Origin of the sequence: Pseudomonas solani (assembly GCF_026072635.1) — a bacterium.
Classification (GTDB): Bacteria; Pseudomonadota; Gammaproteobacteria; order Pseudomonadales; family Pseudomonadaceae; genus Metapseudomonas; species Metapseudomonas solani.
In genome coordinates this window covers 5,124,814-5,141,281 of sequence record NZ_AP023081.1, presented here as the reverse complement: position 1 = coordinate 5,141,281, position 16,468 = coordinate 5,124,814, and the positions used below count along the sequence as shown (strand labels likewise).

The 16,468-nt window shown below is 66.0% G+C and carries 13 protein-coding genes; 9 read left to right on the top strand and 4 right to left on the bottom strand.

Features of this window, described 5'->3' with window-relative positions:
* Positions 1-19 precede the first annotated feature (19 nt).
* The 8 genes from nuoG to nuoN are packed head-to-tail and all read left to right on the top strand — an operon-like array spanning position 20 to position 10,014.
* Complete coding sequence (gene nuoG / locus PSm6_RS23510) at positions 20-2,743, top strand: NADH-quinone oxidoreductase subunit NuoG (RefSeq protein ID WP_043241695.1); 2,724 nt, start codon at positions 20-22, stop codon at positions 2,741-2,743.
* Complete coding sequence (gene nuoH / locus PSm6_RS23505) at positions 2,740-3,732, top strand: NADH-quinone oxidoreductase subunit NuoH (protein WP_021219041.1); 993 nt, start codon at positions 2,740-2,742, stop codon at positions 3,730-3,732. The genes nuoG and nuoH overlap by 4 nt, the downstream gene beginning before the upstream one ends.
* Positions 3,733-3,743: 11 nt before the next feature.
* Positions 3,744-4,292: an NADH-quinone oxidoreductase subunit NuoI gene (gene nuoI / locus PSm6_RS23500; protein ID WP_021219042.1), complete on the top strand. Its 549-nt coding sequence runs from the start codon at positions 3,744-3,746 to the stop codon at positions 4,290-4,292.
* 10 nt (positions 4,293-4,302) lie between these two features.
* Entirely contained in the window at positions 4,303-4,803 is a 501-nt protein-coding gene (gene nuoJ / locus PSm6_RS23495; RefSeq protein WP_021219043.1) for an NADH-quinone oxidoreductase subunit J, read from the top strand.
* A gap of 7 nt (positions 4,804-4,810) precedes the next feature.
* Complete coding sequence (gene nuoK, locus PSm6_RS23490) at positions 4,811-5,119, top strand: NADH-quinone oxidoreductase subunit NuoK (RefSeq protein WP_031287559.1); 309 nt, start codon at positions 4,811-4,813, stop codon at positions 5,117-5,119.
* The gene (gene nuoL, locus PSm6_RS23485) at positions 5,116-6,963 is read left to right on the top strand and encodes an NADH-quinone oxidoreductase subunit L (protein ID WP_043241693.1); all 1,848 of its coding nucleotides are present in this window, start codon (positions 5,116-5,118) and stop codon (positions 6,961-6,963) included. Before nuoK ends, nuoL begins: the two co-directional genes overlap by 4 nt.
* A gap of 25 nt (positions 6,964-6,988) precedes the next feature.
* Positions 6,989-8,518 carry an NADH-quinone oxidoreductase subunit M gene (gene nuoM, locus PSm6_RS23480; protein WP_043241691.1) on the top strand — a complete coding sequence of 510 codons (1,530 nt, stop codon included), beginning with the start codon at positions 6,989-6,991 and terminating at the stop codon, positions 8,516-8,518.
* Positions 8,519-8,538: 20 nt separating this feature from the next.
* Entirely contained in the window at positions 8,539-10,014 is a 1,476-nt protein-coding gene (nuoN, locus tag PSm6_RS23475; RefSeq protein ID WP_021219047.1) for an NADH-quinone oxidoreductase subunit NuoN, read from the top strand.
* Positions 10,015-10,109: 95 nt separating this feature from the next.
* On the opposite strand, the gene PSm6_RS23470 is transcribed toward nuoN, so the two are convergent.
* Entirely contained in the window at positions 10,110-11,312 is a 1,203-nt protein-coding gene (locus PSm6_RS23470) for an alpha/beta hydrolase family protein (protein WP_265168396.1), read from the bottom strand.
* A gap of 154 nt (positions 11,313-11,466) precedes the next feature.
* Between PSm6_RS23470 and PSm6_RS23465 the strand changes: the two genes are divergently transcribed.
* Positions 11,467-11,991, top strand: a complete 525-nt coding sequence (locus tag PSm6_RS23465; RefSeq protein ID WP_043241687.1) for an alpha-ketoglutarate-dependent dioxygenase AlkB family protein — start codon at positions 11,467-11,469, stop codon at positions 11,989-11,991.
* A 9-nt stretch (positions 11,992-12,000) separates the two neighbouring features.
* Here PSm6_RS23465 and PSm6_RS23460 read toward each other — a convergent pair whose 3' ends face one another.
* The 3 genes from PSm6_RS23460 to PSm6_RS23450 all read right to left on the bottom strand — a co-directional run bounded on the left by PSm6_RS23460 (position 12,001) and on the right by PSm6_RS23450 (position 16,355).
* Positions 12,001-13,068, bottom strand: coding sequence for an AI-2E family transporter (locus PSm6_RS23460; protein ID WP_021219049.1), 1,068 nt, complete (start codon positions 13,066-13,068; stop codon positions 12,001-12,003).
* 160 nt (positions 13,069-13,228) lie between these two features.
* Entirely contained in the window at positions 13,229-14,911 is a 1,683-nt protein-coding gene (ctpM, locus tag PSm6_RS23455; RefSeq protein WP_265168395.1) for a methyl-accepting chemotaxis protein CtpM, read from the bottom strand.
* Between the two features lie 124 nt (positions 14,912-15,035).
* Positions 15,036-16,355 carry a Na+/H+ antiporter family protein gene (locus tag PSm6_RS23450; RefSeq protein ID WP_043241685.1) on the bottom strand — a complete coding sequence of 440 codons (1,320 nt, stop codon included), beginning with the start codon at positions 16,353-16,355 and terminating at the stop codon, positions 15,036-15,038.
* Positions 16,356-16,468: the final 113 nt, after the last annotated feature.

Below are 16,468 nucleotides of genomic sequence, written 5' to 3'. Positions count from 1 at the left end.
GGCAGATGAAGACTGAACCATGGCCACTATCCACGTAGACGGCAAGACGCTCGAAGTCGATGGTGCAGACAACCTCCTGCAGGCCTGTCTGTCCCTCGGACTCGACATCCCCTACTTCTGCTGGCACCCGGCGCTCGGTAGCGTCGGCGCCTGCCGCCAGTGTGCGGTCAAGCAGTACACCGACGAAAACGACAAGCGCGGCCGCCTGGTCATGTCCTGCATGACCCCCGCCACCGACAACTCCTGGATTTCCATCGACGACGAAGAGGCCAAGCAATTCCGCGCCAGCGTCGTCGAGTGGCTGATGACCAACCACCCGCACGACTGCCCCGTGTGCGAGGAAGGCGGCCACTGCCACCTGCAGGACATGACGGTGATGACCGGCCACAACGAGCGCCGGTACCGCTTCACCAAGCGCACCCACCAGAACCAGCAGCTCGGCCCGTTCATTTCCCATGAAATGAACCGCTGCATCGCCTGCTACCGCTGCGTGCGCTACTACAAGGACTACGCCGGCGGCACCGACCTCGGCGTCTACGGCGCCCACGACAACGTCTACTTCGGACGTGTCGAGGACGGCACCCTCGAGAGCGAATTCTCCGGCAACCTGGTCGAGGTCTGCCCGACCGGCGTGTTCACCGACAAGACCCACTCCGAGCGCTACAACCGCAAGTGGGACATGCAGTTCGCCCCAAGCATCTGCCACGGCTGCTCCAGCGGCTGCAACATCAGCCCCGGTGAGCGCTATGGCGAAATCCGCCGTATTGAGAACCGCTTCAACGGCTCGGTGAACCAGTACTTCCTTTGCGACCGCGGCCGTTTCGGCTACGGCTACGTCAACCGTGAAGACCGCCCGCGCCAACCGCTGTTCGGCAGCCAGAAGCTCGGCCTCGATGCCGCCCTGGACAAGGCCGCCGAACTGCTCAAGGGCAAGCGCGTGATCGGCATCGGCTCGCCCCGCGCCAGCCTGGAATCCAACTTCGCCCTGCGTGAACTGGTAGGCGAAGCCAACTACTACTCCGGCATCGCCGCGGGTGAGCTGGAAAACATCCGCCTGATCCGCGACATCCTGCAGAACGGCCCGCTGCCGGTACCGACCCTGCGCGACATCGAAAGCCACGATGCCGTGTTCGTGCTCGGTGAAGACCTGACCCAGACCGCCGCGCGCGTCGCCCTGGCCCTGCGCCAGTCGGTCAAGGGCAAGGCCACCGAGATCGCCGCCTCGATGAAGATCCAGGACTGGCATATGGCGGCCGTGCAGAACGTCGCCCAGGACGCGCTGAACCCGCTGTTCATCGCCAGCGTCGCCGAAACCCGCCTCGACGACGTGGCCACCCAGTGCGTACACGCAGCCCCGGCCGACCTCGCCCGCATCGGCTTCGCCGTGGCCCATGCCATCGACCCGAGCGCCCCGGCCGTTGAAGGCCTGGACAGCGAAGCCGCCGAGCTGGTCAAGGCCATCGCCGACGCCCTGATCCAAGCCAAGCGTCCGCTGATCGTCTCCGGCGCGTCCCTGGGCGAAAAGACCCTGATCGAAGCAGCCGCCAACATCGCCAGCGCGCTGAAGAACCGTGAGAAGAACGGCTCCATCAGCCTGGTGGTGCCGGAAGCCAACAGCATGGGCCTCGCCCTGCTCCTGGGTGAAGAGCTCGGTGGGAAATCCCTGGACGCCGCCCTGGAAGCCCTGACCGCCGGCCAGGCCGACGCAGTGGTGGTACTGGAGAACGACCTCTACCGCCGTGCCGACGCTGCCAAGGTCGACGCCGCCCTCGCCGCCGCCCAGGTGGTGATCGTCGCCGACCACCAGCAGACCGCCACCGTCGAGCGCGCCCACCTGGTGCTGCCGGTCGCCAGCTTCGCCGAAGGCGACGGCACCCTGGTCAGCCAGGAAGGCCGCGCCCAGCGCTTCTTCCAGGTCTACGACCCGACCTATTACGACGCCAACATCCTCGTGCGCGAGGGCTGGCGCTGGCTGCACGCCCTGCACAGCACCCTGCAGGACAAGTCCGTCGACTGGACCCAGCTCGACCAGGTCACTGCCGCCGTCGCCGACAGCAGTAGCCTGCTGGCTTCGATCCGTGACGCCGCACCCAGCGCCTCGTTCCGCATCAAGGGCCTGAAGCTGGCCCGCGAACCGCACCGCTACAGCGGCCGTACCGCCATGCGCGCCAACATCAGCGTGCACGAGCCACGTCAGCCGCAGGACAAGGACTCGCCCTTCGCCTTCTCCATGGAAGGCTATGCCGGCAGCGCCGAACCCCGTCAGCAGATTCCGTTCGCCTGGTCCCCAGGCTGGAACTCGCCCCAGGCCTGGAACAAGTTCCAGGACGAAGTCGGCGGTCACCTGCGTGCCGGCGACCCGGGCGTACGCCTGATCGAAGCCAAGGGCGCCACCCTGCCCTGGTTCGCCGTCGCCGCTCCGTTCAACCCGGCCCAGGGCACCTGGCAGGTGGTTCCCTTCCACCATCTGTTCGGCAGCGAGGAAAACTCCTCCCGCGCCGCGCCGATCCAGGAGCGCATGCCCGAGCCCTACGTGGCTCTGGCCAAGTCCGAGGCGGATCGCCTGGGCGTGAACGACGGCGCCATGCTGGCCCTGCGGGTCAAGGGCCAGGCCCTGCGCCTGCCACTGCAGGTCCGTGAAGAACTGGCCGCCGGCCTGGTGGGCCTGCCCGCCGGCCTGCCGGGTATCCCGGGTGCCATCGCTGGCGCCACCGTGACCCTGCTGCAGGAGGCCGCGCAATGAGCTGGCTCACTCCCGAGGTGATCGACGTCATCATCGCGGTGGTCAAGGCCATCGTCATCCTGCTCGCCGTGGTCATCTGCGGCGCCCTGCTCAGCTTCGTCGAACGACGCCTGCTGGGCTGGTGGCAGGACCGCTACGGTCCCAACCGCGTCGGCCCGTTCGGCATGTTCCAGATCGCCGCCGACATGCTGAAGATGTTCTTCAAGGAAGACTGGACCCCGCCCTTCGCCGACAAGGTGATCTTCACCCTGGCGCCGGTGATCGCCATGAGCGCCCTGCTCATCGCCTTCGCCGTGGTCCCGATCACCCCCACCTGGGGTGTGGCGGACCTGAACATCGGCATCCTGTTCTTCTTCGCCATGGCCGGTATCACCGTGTACGCGGTGCTTTTCGCCGGCTGGTCGAGCAACAACAAGTTCGCCCTGCTCGGCAGCCTGCGCGCCTCGGCCCAGACCGTCTCCTACGAGGTGTTCCTGGCCCTGTCGCTGATGGGCATCGTCGCCCAGGTCGGCTCGTTCAACATGCGCGACATCGTCGAATACCAGGCTCAGCACCTGTGGTTCATCATTCCGCAGTTCTTCGGCTTCTGTACCTTCTTCATCGCCGGCGTCGCCGTGACCCACCGTCACCCGTTCGACCAGCCGGAAGCGGAACAGGAACTGGCCGACGGCTACCACATCGAATACGCCGGCATGAAATGGGGCATGTTCTTCGTCGGCGAGTACATCGGCATCGTGCTGGTGTCCGCGCTGCTGGTGACCCTGTTCTTCGGCGGCTGGCACGGCCCCTTCGGCATCCTGCCGCAGATCCCGTTCATCTGGTTCGCCCTGAAGACTGCCTTCTTCATCATGCTGTTCATCCTGCTCCGCGCGTCGATCCCACGTCCGCGCTATGACCAGGTGATGGCCTTCAGCTGGAAGTTCTGCCTCCCGCTGACCCTGATCAACCTGCTGGTGACCGGCGCCGTCGTGCTGGCCACGGCCCAGTGAGGAGAAAGACCATGATCAAGTACATCTACGACGTGGTGGTCGGCACCTTCACCCAGCTGCGCAGCCTGGTGATGGTGTTCTCCCACGGCTTCCGCAAGCGTGACACCCTGCAATACCCCGAAGAGCCCGTGTACCTGCCGCCGCGCTACCGTGGCCGCATCGTGCTGACCCGTGATCCCGACGGCGAAGAGCGTTGCGTAGCCTGCAACCTGTGCGCCGTGGCCTGCCCGGTCGGCTGCATCTCGCTGCAGAAGGCCGAGACCGAAGACGGCCGCTGGTACCCCGAGTTCTTCCGCATCAACTTCTCCCGCTGCATCTTCTGCGGCCTGTGCGAAGAAGCCTGCCCCACCACCGCGATCCAGCTGACCCCGGATTTCGAGATGGGCGAGTACAAGCGCCAGGACCTGGTCTACGAGAAGGAAGACCTGCTGATTTCCGGCCCCGGCAAGAACCCCGACTACAACTTCTATCGCGTGGCCGGCATGGCCATTGCCGGCAAGCCTAAAGGCGCCGCGCAGAACGAAGCCGAGCCGATCAACGTGAAGAGCCTGCTGCCCTAAGGAGACGTGCGTGGAATTCGCTTTCTATTTCGCCGCAGGCGTCGCTGTTGTTTCCACCCTGCGGGTGGTCACCAACACCAACCCGGTGCATGCGCTGCTCTACCTCATCATTTCCCTGCTGGCCGTCTCGATGTGCTTCTTCGCACTCGGGGCGCCCTTCGCCGGCGCCCTGGAAATCATCGTCTACGCCGGCGCCATCATGGTGCTGTTCGTCTTCGTGGTGATGATGCTCAACCTTGGCCCAGCCATCGTCGAGCAGGAGCGCAAGTGGCTCAAGCCCGGCATCTGGGTCGGCCCTTCGGCGCTGTCCCTGGCCCTGCTGGCCGAACTGCTCTATGTGCTGTTCAGCCAGAGCAGCGGCGCCACCATCGGCCAGACCACGGTAGACGCCAAGGCAGTAGGTATCAGCCTGTTCGGCCCTTACCTGCTGGCCGTCGAACTCGCCTCCATGCTGCTTTTGGCAGCCCTGGTCGCGGCCTACCACCTCGGCCGCCACGAAGCGAAGGAGTAACGCCATGCTGCAAGCAATCCCCCTGGAACATGGCCTCGCCGTCGCCGGCATGCTGTTCGGCCTCGGGCTGGTCGGCCTGATGGTGCGCCGCAACATCCTCTTCGTGCTGATGAGCCTTGAAGTGATGATGAACGCCGCCGCCCTGGCCTTCGTCGTCGCCGGTGCCCGCTGGGCCCAGGCCGACGGCCAGATCATGTTCATTCTGGTGATCACCCTCGCAGCCGCCGAGGCCAGCATTGGCCTGGCCATCCTGCTGCAGCTGTATCGCCGCTTCCACACCCTCGATATCGACGCTGCCAGCGAGATGCGCGGATGAACCTTCTATTCCTGACTTTCCTCTTCCCGTTGCTCGGCTGGCTGATCCTGTCGTTCTCCCGCGGGCGCTTCTCCGAAAACACCTCCGCCGTCATCGGCGTGGGCTCCGTTGGCCTCTCGGCACTGACCACGGCCTGGATCATCGTCCAGTTCAACGTCGCCCCGCCGGAAGGTGGCGTCTACACCCAGGTGCTCTGGCAGTGGATGAACGTCGACGGCTTCGCCCCCAGCTTCACCCTGTACCTGGACGGCCTCTCGCTGACCATGCTGGGTGTGGTCACCGGCGTCGGCTTCCTGATCCACCTGTTCGCCTCCTGGTACATGCGTGGTGAGGAGGGCTATTCGCGCTTCTTCTCCTACACCAACCTGTTCATCACCAGCATGCTGTTCCTGGTGCTCGGCGATAACCTGCTGTTCCTGTACTTCGGCTGGGAAGGCGTGGGCCTCTGCTCCTACCTGCTGATCGGCTTCTATTACAGCAACCCGAACAACGGCAACGCCGCGCTCAAGGCCTTCATCGTCACCCGCATCGGCGACGTGTTCATGGCCATCGGCCTGTTCCTGCTGTTCATGCACCTGGGCACCCTGAACATCCAGGAGCTGATGGTGCTGGCCCCGCAGAAATACGTCGCCGGCGACGCCTGGCTGTGGATCGCCACCCTGATGCTGCTTGGCGGCGCCGTGGGCAAGTCCGCCCAGCTGCCGCTGCAGACCTGGCTGGCCGACGCCATGGCGGGCCCGACCCCGGTTTCCGCACTGATCCACGCGGCCACCATGGTCACCGCGGGCGTCTACCTGATCGCCCGTACCCACGGCCTGTTCCTGCTGACCCCCGAGATCCTCGAACTGGTCGGCATCGTCGGTGGCGTCACCCTGGTACTCGCCGGCTTCGCCGCGCTGGTGCAGACCGACATCAAGCGCATCCTCGCCTACTCCACCATGAGCCAGATCGGCTACATGTTCCTCGCCCTGGGCGTTGGCGCATGGGACGCGGCGATCTTCCACCTGATGACCCACGCCTTCTTCAAGGCCCTGCTGTTCCTCGCCTCCGGTGCGGTGATCAACGCCTGCCACCACGAGCAGAACATCTTCAAGATGGGCGGCCTGTGGAAGAAGCTGCCGCTGGCCTATGCCAGCTTCCTGGTCGGCGGCGCGGCCCTGGCTGCACTGCCCCTGGTCACCGCCGGCTTCTACTCCAAGGACGAGATCCTCTGGGAAGCCTTCGCCAGTGGCCACCAGTGGCTGCTCTACGCGGGCCTGGCCGGTGCCTTCCTGACCTCGATCTACACCTTCCGCCTGATCTTCATCGCCTTCCATGGCGAGGCCAAGACCGAAGCCCATGCGGGTCACGGTGTGGCTCACTGGCTGCCGCTGTCGGTGCTGATCGTGCTGTCCACCTTCATCGGCGCGCTGATCACCCCGCCGCTGGCTGGCGTCCTGCCGGAAAGCGTCGGCCACGCCGGTGGCGAAGCCCAGCACAGCCTGGAGATCGCCTCGGGTGCCATCGCCCTGGCGGGTATCCTCCTGGCCGCCCTGCTCTTCCTCGGCAAGCGCCGCTTCGTCAGCGCCGTCGCCCAGAGCGCCCCTGGCCGCTTCCTCGGCGCCTGGTGGTTCGCCGCCTGGGGCTTCGACTGGCTCTACGACAAGCTCTTCGTCAAGCCTTACCTGCTCATCACCCGCCTGCTCGGCCATGACCCGATCGACTCCGGCATCGGCCTGATCCCACGCATCGTGCGGGGCGGCAACGGCCTGCTGAGCAGCAGCCAGACCGGCCAATTGCGCTGGTACGCAGTATCCCTGGTCGGCGGAGCCGTGCTCGTGCTCGGCGCCGTGTTGCTGACTTGAATCTTCTTAAGGAAACCAGCCCGTCATGATTCTGCCCTGGCTAATCCTGATCCCCTTCATCGGCGGCCTGCTGTGCTGGCAAGGTGAGCGCTTCGGCAACACCTTGCCGCGCTGGATCGCGCTGCTGACCATGTCCCTGCTGTTCGGCCTCGGCCTCTGGCTGTGGGCAACCGGTGACTTCACCCTGGCCCCCTCCCCTGAAGCCGGCCCCGTATGGGCGCACGAGTTCAAGGTGCAGTGGATCGAGCGTTTCGGCATCACCATCCACCTCGCGATGGATGGCCTGTCGGTGCTGATGGTCACCCTCACCGGCCTGCTCGGTGTGCTGTCCGTGCTCTGCTCCTGGAACGAGATCCAGAACCGCGTCGGCTTCTTCCACCTGAACCTGATGTGGATCCTGGGCGGCGTCGTCGGCGTGTTCCTCGCCGTCGACCTGTTCCTGTTCTTCTTCTTCTGGGAAATGATGCTGGTGCCGATGTACTTCCTCATCGCGCTCTGGGGTCACAGCGGCAGCAAGGGCAAGACCCGCATCACCGCCGCCACCAAGTTCTTCATCTTCACCCAGGCCAGCGGCCTGGTGATGCTGGTGGCGATCCTCAGCCTGGTGTTGATCAACTACAACAACACCGGCGTGATGACCTTCAACTACGCCGACCTGCTCAAGGTCCAGCTCACCCCCACCGCCGAATACCTGCTGATGCTCGGCTTCTTCATCGCCTTCGCGGTGAAGTTCCCGGTGGTGCCGTTCCACTCCTGGCTGCCCGACGCCCACGCCCAGGCCCCGACCGCGGGCTCCGTGGACCTCGCCGGCATCCTGCTGAAGACCGCCGCCTATGGCCTGATGCGCTTCGCCCTGCCGCTGTTCCCCCATGCATCGGCCGAGTTCGCGCCCATCGCCCACTGGCTCGGCGTGTTCGCCATCATCTACGGTGCCCTGCTGTCCTTCGCCCAGACCGACATCAAGCGCCTGGTGGCCTTCTCCAGCGTGTCGCACATGGGCTTCGTGCTCATCGCCATCTACTCCGGCAGCCAGATCGCCCTGCAGGGCGCGGTGGTGCAGATGATGGCCCACGGCCTTTCCGCAGCGGCGCTGTTCATCCTCTGCGGCCAGCTCTACGAGCGCCTGCACACCCGTGACATGCGCGAGATGGGTGGCATCTGGAGCCGCATGCCCTACCTGCCGGCCATCAGCCTGTTCTTCGCCGCAGCGGCCCTCGGCCTGCCCGGCACCGGCAACTTCGTCGGCGAGTTCCTGATCCTGGTCGGCTCGTTCCAGAAGGCAACCTGGGTCACCGTGATCGCCGCAACCGGCCTGGTGTTCGGCTCGGTCTACTCGCTGATCATGATTCACCGCGCCTACTTCGGCCCGGCCAAGTCCGACACCCCGCTGCAGGCCCTCAAGCCCCGCGAGCTGATCATGGTGCTCGGCCTCGCCGTCCTGCTGATCCTCCTGGGCGTCTACCCGCAACCGGTGCTGGACACCTCCGCCGCTAGCATGCACGGCGTGCATCAGTGGCTGGATGCAGCCTTCACCCAACTCGCCTCGGCCCGGTAGCTGTTATGGAACATCACGCTGTGGAATTCACGACTCAACACCTGATCGCCCTGCTACCGCTGCTGGTGGCCTGCGCCACCGTCGTCGTAGTGATGCTGGCCATCGCCTGGAAGCGCAACCACACCCTGACCTTCGGGCTCTCGGTGGTCGGCCTCAACCTGGCACTGCTGGCGATCATCCCGGCCCTGGGCGTCACGCCCATCGAGGTCACACCGCTTCTGAAGATCGACACCTTCGGCTGCTACTACATGGGCCTGGTGCTGGCCTCGACCCTCGCCTGCGTCACCCTGATCCACGCCTACCTGGGCGGCAACACCGGCCAGGGCTACCCGGGCAACCGCGAGGAAATGTACCTGCTGATCCTGCTGTCGGCCTGCGGCGGCCTGGTGCTGGTCACCGCGCAGCACATGGCCGGCCTGTTCATCGGCCTGGAGCTGCTCTCGGTGCCGGTCTACGGCATGGTCGCCTACGCCTTCTTCAACAAGCGTTCGCTGGAAGCCGGCATCAAGTACATGGTGCTCTCGGCCGCCGGCTCCGCGTTCCTGCTGTTCGGCATGGCGCTGCTCTACGCCGACGCCGGCACCCTGAGCTTCACCGGCATCGGCGCGAAGTTCTCCGCCGAAGGCGCGCAGAACATGCTGGTCCACCTCGGCATCGGCATGATGCTGATCGGCCTGGCGTTCAAGCTGTCCCTGGTGCCCTTCCACCTCTGGACCCCGGACGTGTACGAAGGCGCTCCGGCACCGGTCTCGGCCTTCCTGGCCACCGCCAGCAAGGTCGCCGTGTTCGCCGTGCTGCTGCGCCTGTACCAGATCTCCCCGGCCACCGCCGGCGGCTGGTTGAACGACCTGCTGGGCGCCATCGCCATCGCTTCGATCCTGTTCGGCAACCTGCTCGCGCTGGTGCAGAACAACATCAAGCGCCTGCTGGGCTACTCCTCCATCGCCCACTTCGGCTACCTGCTGATCGCACTGATCGCCAGCAAGGGCATGGCCGTGGAAGCCATCGGCGTCTACCTGGCCACCTACGTGCTGACCAGCCTCGGCGCCTTTGGCGTGGTGACCCTGATGTCCACCCCGTACAACGGCCGTGACTGCGACGCCCTGTACGAATACCGCGGCCTGTTCTGGCGCCGCCCGTACCTGACCGCGGTGCTCACCGTGATGATGCTGTCGCTCGCCGGTATCCCGCTCACCGCAGGCTTCATCGGCAAGTTCTTCGTCATCGCCGCCGGCGTCGAGTCGGGCCTGTGGCTGCTGCTGGGCGTGATGGTCCTGGGCAGCGCCATCGGCGTCTTCTACTACCTGCGAGTGATGGTCACCCTGTTCCTGGTGGAGCCCAACCTGCGCCGCCATGACGCCGACCTGCACTGGGCGCAACGCGCCGGCGGCATCATGCTGCTGTTCGTCGCCCTGCTGGCGTTCTTCCTCGGCGTCTACCCGCAGCCGCTGCTGGACCTGGTGCAGCACTCCGGCCTGGTGGCCCTGGCTCACTGAAGCCAGCCGCTGCACTGAAAAACCCGGCCTAGGCCGGGTTTTTTCTTTTCCGGGAGCAGGAAGTGCGCGAGTGCTCCCCTCCCCCGCCGCAGCGGTCAGGGGTTCTTCTTCTCCAGCCAGGCGCCGTGGCCCAGCCAGGTCGTCGCGTTCTGGTCCAGCCACTGGCTTGCAGCCGCCGCATGGCGCAGGCGCGAATCGAGAAATGCCAAGGTCACTGCCTGCACATAAGCGGCTTGCCGAGGGTCGAAGTGCTCGCGTATGCCACCGCCGGCGCCAGGCTTGCGGCCGCCATGGCGACCGCCAGGGCCTTCACCTGGGCCACCTCGGCGTCCCTCACCACCGCCCTCATTGAAAGCCGGTGGCCGCGCCATGCCGCCACCCGGCCCGCCACGCTCGCCACCGTGCCCCGGCCCGCCCATCGGGCGTGGCAGTTCGCCCCCCAGCAACGCGTGATCGGCCTCGATCAGGGTCAGCAGGTAGCTGTCGTTCACCTGCAGCCCTCGCCAGAGCACCTGGCGCTGCTGGGGCGAGGGAATCCAGCTGAAGGGGTCTTTGTCGCGGGGCCCGCTGATGCTCAGCACCGGCACGTCGATATGGGTGAAGCGGTCGGTGTCGTAGCTGCTTTCCACATAGGGGCTGAGCAGGATCGCCGCCTTGGGCCTGAGGGCGGAAAGCCGCGCCTGGCCATTGCCACGCTCGCCGGCCAGGGCGGCGGCGGTCTGCGCCCCCAGATCGAAGCCGGCCACCATCCAGTTGTCCCAGTCCACCCCCGCCAGCGCCGGGTCACCCGCCCGGCCGCGTTTCGCCGCCTCGGCCAGTGCCGCCTGGGCCAAGGCGATGCGCTGCATGAGGGACGCCTGGGAGTAGTTGTCCTGGGCCAGTTTGCGGAAGGCCCCGGCCTGGGCGTCGCCACTGGAATACAGCGCGCGCCCCTGCTGCGGCATCTGGATCGACAGCACCGCGTAACCCGCCTCGGCCCAGGCGCGACGCCAGAGCTCGCCGGAACGGGCCGACTCTCCCAGCCCCGGCAGGTAGAGGATCAGCGGTGCCGCGCCATGTTCACCGGCCGGCGCCAGCCAGCTCACCTCAAGTGGCTGTTGGCCCAGCGTCCAGGTGGCATCCCAGCCCTGCACCGGCCCGGCTATAGGCACATAGCCGCCCTGGCGCGCCGCCTGGATGGCGGCCACCTGGTCCTGGGGCTTTTCCGGCGGGCTGGAACAGGCGCCCAGCGCAAGGGTGATGGCCAGGGGCAACGGCAGTAAGGAAAAACGCGAACGACGGGAACGGGGATTGGGCATGGCGATAGCCGAGAGAAGACCAGGGAAGGGAGCCGGCATTATCGGCAGCGGGGCCGGCGGCGTCGGTCAGCGCTCGGTAAAGACTGGGTAAACCCGCCGATACATGACGCCCGTCCTCGACATAGAATCCTCCCTCCAGCAAGGATGCCGCCCCATGCCCGACACACCCGACCTGTTGTTCGACCCGCACTTCCTCGAGACCCCGGACGCGCTTTTCCAGCAGCTGATGGCCAACGTCGAATGGGATACACGGATGCGCGCCCGGCGCACCGCCAGCTATGGCGTGGCCTACAACTATTCGCAGATCGACTACCCCGCCACCCCGCTGCCAGACGTCCTCCAGCCCCTGTGCGAGCAGCTGCACCAGCGCCTGGGCTTCCGGCCCAACAACTGCCTGCTCAACCTCTATGACGACGGTCAGTCCTCCATGGGCTTCCATTCCGACGACTGCACCGGTCTGGCCCCGGAAACCGGCGTCGCCATCCTCTCCCTGGGCAGCACCCGCCCCATCCACTTCCGCAACAAGGCCGACAGGAGCCATGAAGTCACCTGGGAGCTGGTGCCGGGCTCACTGCTGTACATGGACCAGGCCGTCCAGGCCCACTGGCTGCATGCCATTCCCAGGGTGGAAGCGGCCGGCCCGCGCATCAGCCTGACCTTCCGCCAGATCCTCGGCTGAGGGCCGCCCTCAAGGCAGCCTGACCTGCTTGCGGGTGCTGGTGAACAGGTCCCAGCTGGCCATGAACAGCGCCGCGATCAGCGGGCCGATGACGAAGCCATTCAGGCCGAACAGCGAGAGCCCGCCCAGGGTGGAGAGCAGCACCAGGTAGTCCGGCATGCGCGTGTCCTTGCCCACCAGGATCGGGCGCAGCACGTTGTCCACCATGCCGATCACCAGCACGCCGAACAGCGCCAGCACCACGCCCTGCCAGGTGTTGCCGGACAGCAGCAGGTAGGCGGCCACCGGTGCCCAGATGATCCCCGAGCCCACCGCCGGCAGCAGCGAGAGAAACGCCATCAGCACGCCCCAGAGCAACGCGCTGGGGATGTCCAGCACCCAGAAGATCAGCCCGCCCAGGGTGCCCTGGATGGCCGCCACCACCACATTGCCCTTCACCGTGGCCCGCACCACCCGGGTGAACTTGATCTGCAGGCGGCGCTTGTGGTGGTCGGCCAGGGGCACCGCCATGCGGATGCCACGGACGATGTCCAGGCCGTCCCGCAGGAAGAAGAACAGCAGGTAGAGCATGAGGAAGAAACCGATCACCACCTGGAAGGTGTCCTGGCCGATGGAGAAGGCCTGGGTGGCGATGAACTGGCTGCCCTGCATCGCACCGCTGACGATGCGATCACGCAGGCCATCGAAATCGTTGAGACCGAAACGGTCGAGCTGATGTTGGAGAACCGCCGGCAGCACCTCGCGCACCCGCGCCACGTAGACACCGACATCCAGCTCGCCCGAATCCAGGCGCTGGTAGATATCGGCGCCCTGCTGCACCAGCAGCGCAGCAATGCAGAACACCGGCAGGATCGCCACCAGCAGGCAGACGCTCAAGGTGATCAGCGCCGACAGGTTGCCCCGCCCGCCGATCCGCAGTGCCAGCCGCCGTTGCAGCGGGCTGAACACCACCGCCAGCACCACCGCCCAGAACACCGCCCCATAGAACGGCAGCAGTATCCAGCCGAAGGCCAGGGTCACCAGCACCAGCAACAGGATCAGCGTGCGGACTTCCAGGGGGTAGCGGGATTCGGACATGGAGCGGACACCATCAGGGAGGGTTCCTGATTAGTCCGCAGCGAGACGGGGAAAGTGCGAAGACTTTGCGACCAGGCGCTGTAGCCCGGGCTTCAGCCCGGGGAAACGGAGCACGAGGAGCGAATCTCCACTGGATTCGCCCCCGTGAATCACTACCGGATCAGATGCGGAACTGACGCACCAGCGCCCCCAGGCGCTCACCGAGAGCGGCCAGGCTGCGGGCGGTCTGCGCGCCCTGCTGGGTTTCGTCGGCGACGCTGTCAACGGCGACGGCGATCTGGTGCACGCTGCGGTTGATCTCCTCGGCCACGGCGGTCTGCTCCTCGGCGGCGCTGGCGATCTGCGCGTTCATCGCATTGATGGTGCCGATCAGCTGGGCGATGGCGTCCAGCGAGGAGCCGGCCTGGTTGGCCTGCTCGCTGGTGATCTCGCCGGCGTCGCTGGAGCGGCGCATGGAGGTCACCGCCTCCTGGGTGCCCTGCTGCAGGCGATCGATCATGCCCTGGATTTCCTGGGTGCTCTGCTGGGTACGGCTGGCCAACGCGCGCACCTCGTCGGCGACCACGGCGAAACCCCGGCCCGCCTCACCGGCACGGGCAGCCTCGATGGCGGCGTTGAGCGCCAGCAGGTTGGTCTGCTCGGCGATGGAGCGGATCACCCCCAGCACGCTGACGATGGATTGCACGTCCTGCTGCAGGCTGTCGAGGGACACGCCGCTCTCGCGGATATCACCCACCAGCGCATGGATGCGGATGATGCTGCCGTCCACCACCTTCTTCGCCGCCTGGCCTTCCTGGTCGGTCTGCTGGGCGGCTTCGGCGGCACCCTGGGCGCTCTTCGCCACTTCCTGGGCGGCGGCGGACATCTCGTTGATCGCGGTCGCCACCTGGTCGGTCTCGTGGCGCTGGCGCTCCATGGCCTGCTCGGAACGATGGGCCTGGGCCGACACCTCCCCCACCAGGCCGGTGAGCTGGCCGGTCATGTCGACGATCTGGCGCACCAGGCCGTGGATCTTCTCGACGAAGCGGTTGAAGGAACCGGCCAGTTCGCCCAGTTCGTCATTGCTGTCGGCCGGCAAACGGCGGGTCAGGTCGCCTTCACCGGCGGCGATGTCGTCCAGGTTGGCCTTGATCTGCTGCAGGGGACGCAGGAAGGCGTTGCTCAGCGCGGTGCCGATGATGCCGAACACCACCAGCAGGATCGCGGCGATCACCGCGATGCTGGTGAGGATGGTGCTGATGCGTGCATCGATCGCCTCCTGCACCACCGCCACCTGGGCCTCCACGCCATCGAGGTTCACCGCAGTGCCGAGCGCCATGTCCCACTTGGGCAGGTAGTAGGTGTAGCCGAGCTTGGGCACCTGCACGCTCTCGTTGCCCGGTAGGGGCGAGCTGTAGAACACGTAGTGGCTGTCGTCCTTGGCGACCCGGACCAACTCGTCGTTGACAGGCACGCCGTTGACGTCCTTGCGGCCCGAGAAGCTCTTGCCCACGTCAACCGGGCTGTCGCCGCGGAACAGGCGGATCACCTGCGAATCGTAGGCGAAGAAGTAGCTGTCCTTGCCGTACTTGATCTTCTTGAGAATCTCGATGGCCTTGTCGCGGGTGGCCATGTCGTTGGCCGGGGACGCGTCATAGAGGGTCTGGACCGAGCCCAGGGCGATCTGCATGTAGTGCTGCAGCTCCTGGCGGCTCTCCTGGATCAGCCGTTCGCGGGTTTCCTTGACCTCGCCTTCGGCCAGGTTGAGCAGCACCTTGGCGGCGGCTCCGCTGAGTACGAGGGCGAAGAGGATCACCGGCGCGAGCGCCAGCAGCAGGACCTTGGTTTTGAGTGTCAGGCGCATATTTCCATTCCTTGAAGGGAGGCAGGCCGGGAAAACGAAACGGGATCGACCGCTTATCGGCAGCCCCGTGAATAGCTGTAGCACCCGGCCGACACCGACGTTCGGCCGGATGGCACGGGGGCTGTCAGAGAAGCATGGCTGCCGCCCAGCCGAATGCCAGTAGCGGCAGGTTGTAATGCAGGAAGGTGGGCACCACCGTGTCCCAGATGTGATCGTGTTGGCCATCGACGTTGAGCCCGGAGGTCGGCCCCAGGGTCGAGTCCGAGGCGGGCGAGCCGGCATCGCCCAGCGCCCCGGCGGTGCCAACGATGGACACGATGGCCAGCGGGCTGAAGCCAAGCTGCACGCCCAGCGGCACGAAGATCGCCGCGATGATCGGCACCGTGGAGAAGGACGAACCGATGCCCATGGTCACCAGCAAGCCCACCAGCAGCATCAGCAGCGCGCCCATGGCCTTGCTGTTGCCGATCAGCGCTGCGGAGGCCTCCACCAGGCTGGAGACCTGGCCGGTGGCGCGCATTACCTCGGCGAAGCCGGCGGCGGCGATCATGATGAAGCCGATCATGGCCATCATCTTCATGCCCTGGGTGAACAGGTCGTCGACCTCTTTCCAGCGCACCACGCCCGACAGCGAAAACACCAGGAAGCCCACCAGGGCGCCGACGATCATCGAGTCCAGCCACAGCTGCACCACGAAGGCGACCAGGATGGCCACGCCGGCCACCGCCAGGCTGCGCGGATCGTACTTCGCCTCCACCTGCTCGGCCTGGGCGATCAGCGTCAGGTCATAGACGCGCTTGCGGCGATAACTGAACAGCACCGCGATGAGCAGGCCGGAAACCATGCCCAGCGCCGGTATCAGCATCGCCTCGGTGACGTTCACACCGGTAACGTCGACGCCACTTTTCACCACATTCGCCAGCAGGATCTCGTTGAGGAAGATGTTGCCGAACCCCACCGGCAGGAACATGTAGGGGGTGATCAGGCCAAAGGTGATCACGCAGGCCACCAGGCGCCGGTCGATCTGCAGGCGCGTCAGCACGTACAAGAGCGGCGGCACCAGCAGCGGGATGAAGGCGATGTGGATGGGCAGGATGTTCTGCGAGGAGATGGCCACGCACAGCAACAGGGCGATGAGGATCCATTTCAGCGCAGCGCCTTCCTGTGCACCACCCCGGCCGACACGGCCGATGATGCCGTCCGCCAGTGCATGGGCCAGCCCGGAACGCGCGATGGCCACGGCGAAAGCCCCCAGCAGCGCGTAAGACAGGGCGACGGTCGCGCCACCACCAAGGCCTTTGTTGAAGGCATCCAGCGTGCCCTGCACGCCCAGGCCGCCGAGCAGGCCGCCCGTTAGCGCGCCGATCACCAGGGCCATCACCACGTGCACCCGGCACAGGCTCAGCACCAGCATGATGCCAACCGCCACTATCACCGCATTCATCCGCTTCGCTCCGAGTTGCGGTCAACCCGCAAAAAAAGCCGCGTACTCTGCCCAATGAGCGCCGCGCTGTCAAAAGAAACGCCGTGCGAAATACTGGACGCTCCGTGCATAAT

Bases quoted from the DNA above. Each gene is read 5' to 3' on its own strand.
- nuoG (WP_043241695.1), top strand. From the start codon at position 20: ATGGCCACTATCCACGTAGACGGCAAGACGCTCGAAGTCGATGGTGCA.
- nuoH (WP_021219041.1), top strand. From the start codon at position 2,740: ATGAGCTGGCTCACTCCCGAGGTGATCGACGTCATCATCGCGGTGGTC.
- nuoI (WP_021219042.1), top strand. From the start codon at position 3,744: ATGATCAAGTACATCTACGACGTGGTGGTCGGCACCTTCACCCAGCTG.
- nuoL (WP_043241693.1), top strand. From the start codon at position 5,116: ATGAACCTTCTATTCCTGACTTTCCTCTTCCCGTTGCTCGGCTGGCTG.
- nuoM (WP_043241691.1), top strand. From the start codon at position 6,989: ATGATTCTGCCCTGGCTAATCCTGATCCCCTTCATCGGCGGCCTGCTG.
- PSm6_RS23470 (WP_265168396.1), bottom strand. From the start codon at position 11,312: ATGCCCAATCCCCGTTCCCGTCGTTCGCGTTTTTCCTTACTGCCGTTG.
- PSm6_RS23465 (WP_043241687.1), top strand. From the start codon at position 11,467: ATGCCCGACACACCCGACCTGTTGTTCGACCCGCACTTCCTCGAGACC.
- PSm6_RS23460 (WP_021219049.1), bottom strand. From the start codon at position 13,068: ATGTCCGAATCCCGCTACCCCCTGGAAGTCCGCACGCTGATCCTGTTG.
- ctpM (WP_265168395.1), bottom strand. From the start codon at position 14,911: ATGCGCCTGACACTCAAAACCAAGGTCCTGCTGCTGGCGCTCGCGCCG.
- PSm6_RS23450 (WP_043241685.1), bottom strand. From the start codon at position 16,355: ATGAATGCGGTGATAGTGGCGGTTGGCATCATGCTGGTGCTGAGCCTG.